Origin of the sequence: Variovorax glucosi, assembly GCF_051216695.1 — a bacterium.
GTDB lineage: Bacteria > Pseudomonadota > Gammaproteobacteria > Burkholderiales > Burkholderiaceae_C > Variovorax.
Genome location: NZ_JBPJZE010000330.1, coordinates 1 through 1087 on the forward strand (window position 1 = coordinate 1; position 1087 = coordinate 1087).

Annotated in this window: 1 protein-coding gene; it reads left to right on the forward strand. The window is 64.0% G+C overall.

The genetic code is table 11. The features are described 5' to 3' along the window. Positions 1-1087: DUF6531 domain-containing protein (locus ACSFA3_RS25385; protein ID WP_435508098.1), on the forward strand; the 1087-nt coding region annotated here is incomplete at both ends.

Genomic DNA, 1087 nt, shown 5'->3' on the forward strand with positions numbered 1-1087 from the left:
GCCGTTGCCCATCACCTGGGCGCGCACCTACCGCAGCAATCTTGGCGCTTTCGATCAGGGCAGCCTCGGCGCGAGATGGCTCACGCCCTACAGCACTCGCGTGGACATCGCCACGCCGGCCCAAGGTCCGCGAGCCGGCCAGCTCAGCCTGATCTATCACGGCGCGGACGGCCGCAGTCATGCCTACCCGCTGCTGGCCGTGGGCCAGGGCCATCGCGATGCCATCGAAGAAGTGACGCTCACACGTCTGAGCGAGACGCTGTTGACCGTGGATTTCGGCAAGCCCGTATCGGCCGGCGAGGCCAGCGACTGGCGCGAGGTCTACGAACTCGTGAATACCGTGGCTCGCAAGGTTTCGACCCAGAGCAGGCAGCGCTTTCGTCTCGTCGCGCTGCATGCCGGCAAAGAAGCCGTCATCGGCTTGCGCTACGACCACGTGATTGCAGCCTCAGGCGAGCAGGTTCTGAGCGACATCATCAGCAAGCAGGGCGAAGCCGTCGTGGCGCACGTGGGCACGCAGCCGGATGCGCAGACCGGCTTGATCAAGTCGCTGTGGGAACTGAAAGACGGCCAGGTCATTCGTCAGCTGGCCGCCTACACGCACGACGCAGAAGGTGACCTCGTCGCGGCGCAGGATGAGGACGGCGAAAGCTGGAGCTACACCTACGCGCACCATCTCGTGACCCGCTACACCGACCGCACCGGCCGAGGCATGAACCTCGAATATGACGGCACCGGCACAGACGCCAAGGCTGTGCGCGAGTGGTCGGACGACGGCAGCTTCGCGCTGAAGCTGGAGTGGGACAAGAACATCCGCCTGACCTACGTGACCGATGCGCTGGGCGGCGAGACCTGGCACTACTACGACATCCAGGGCTACACCTACCGCATCATCCATCCCGACAAGCTGCAGGAATGGTTTTTCCGCGACGACGCGAAGAACATCACGCGTCACGTGCATACCGACGGCGGCACCGACGACTACACCTACGACGAAGACGGCAACCTGCAGACGCACACGCGCGCCGATGGTAGTCGCGTGCATTTCGAATACGACAAGCTGCACCGCCTCACGGGCATCCTCGAT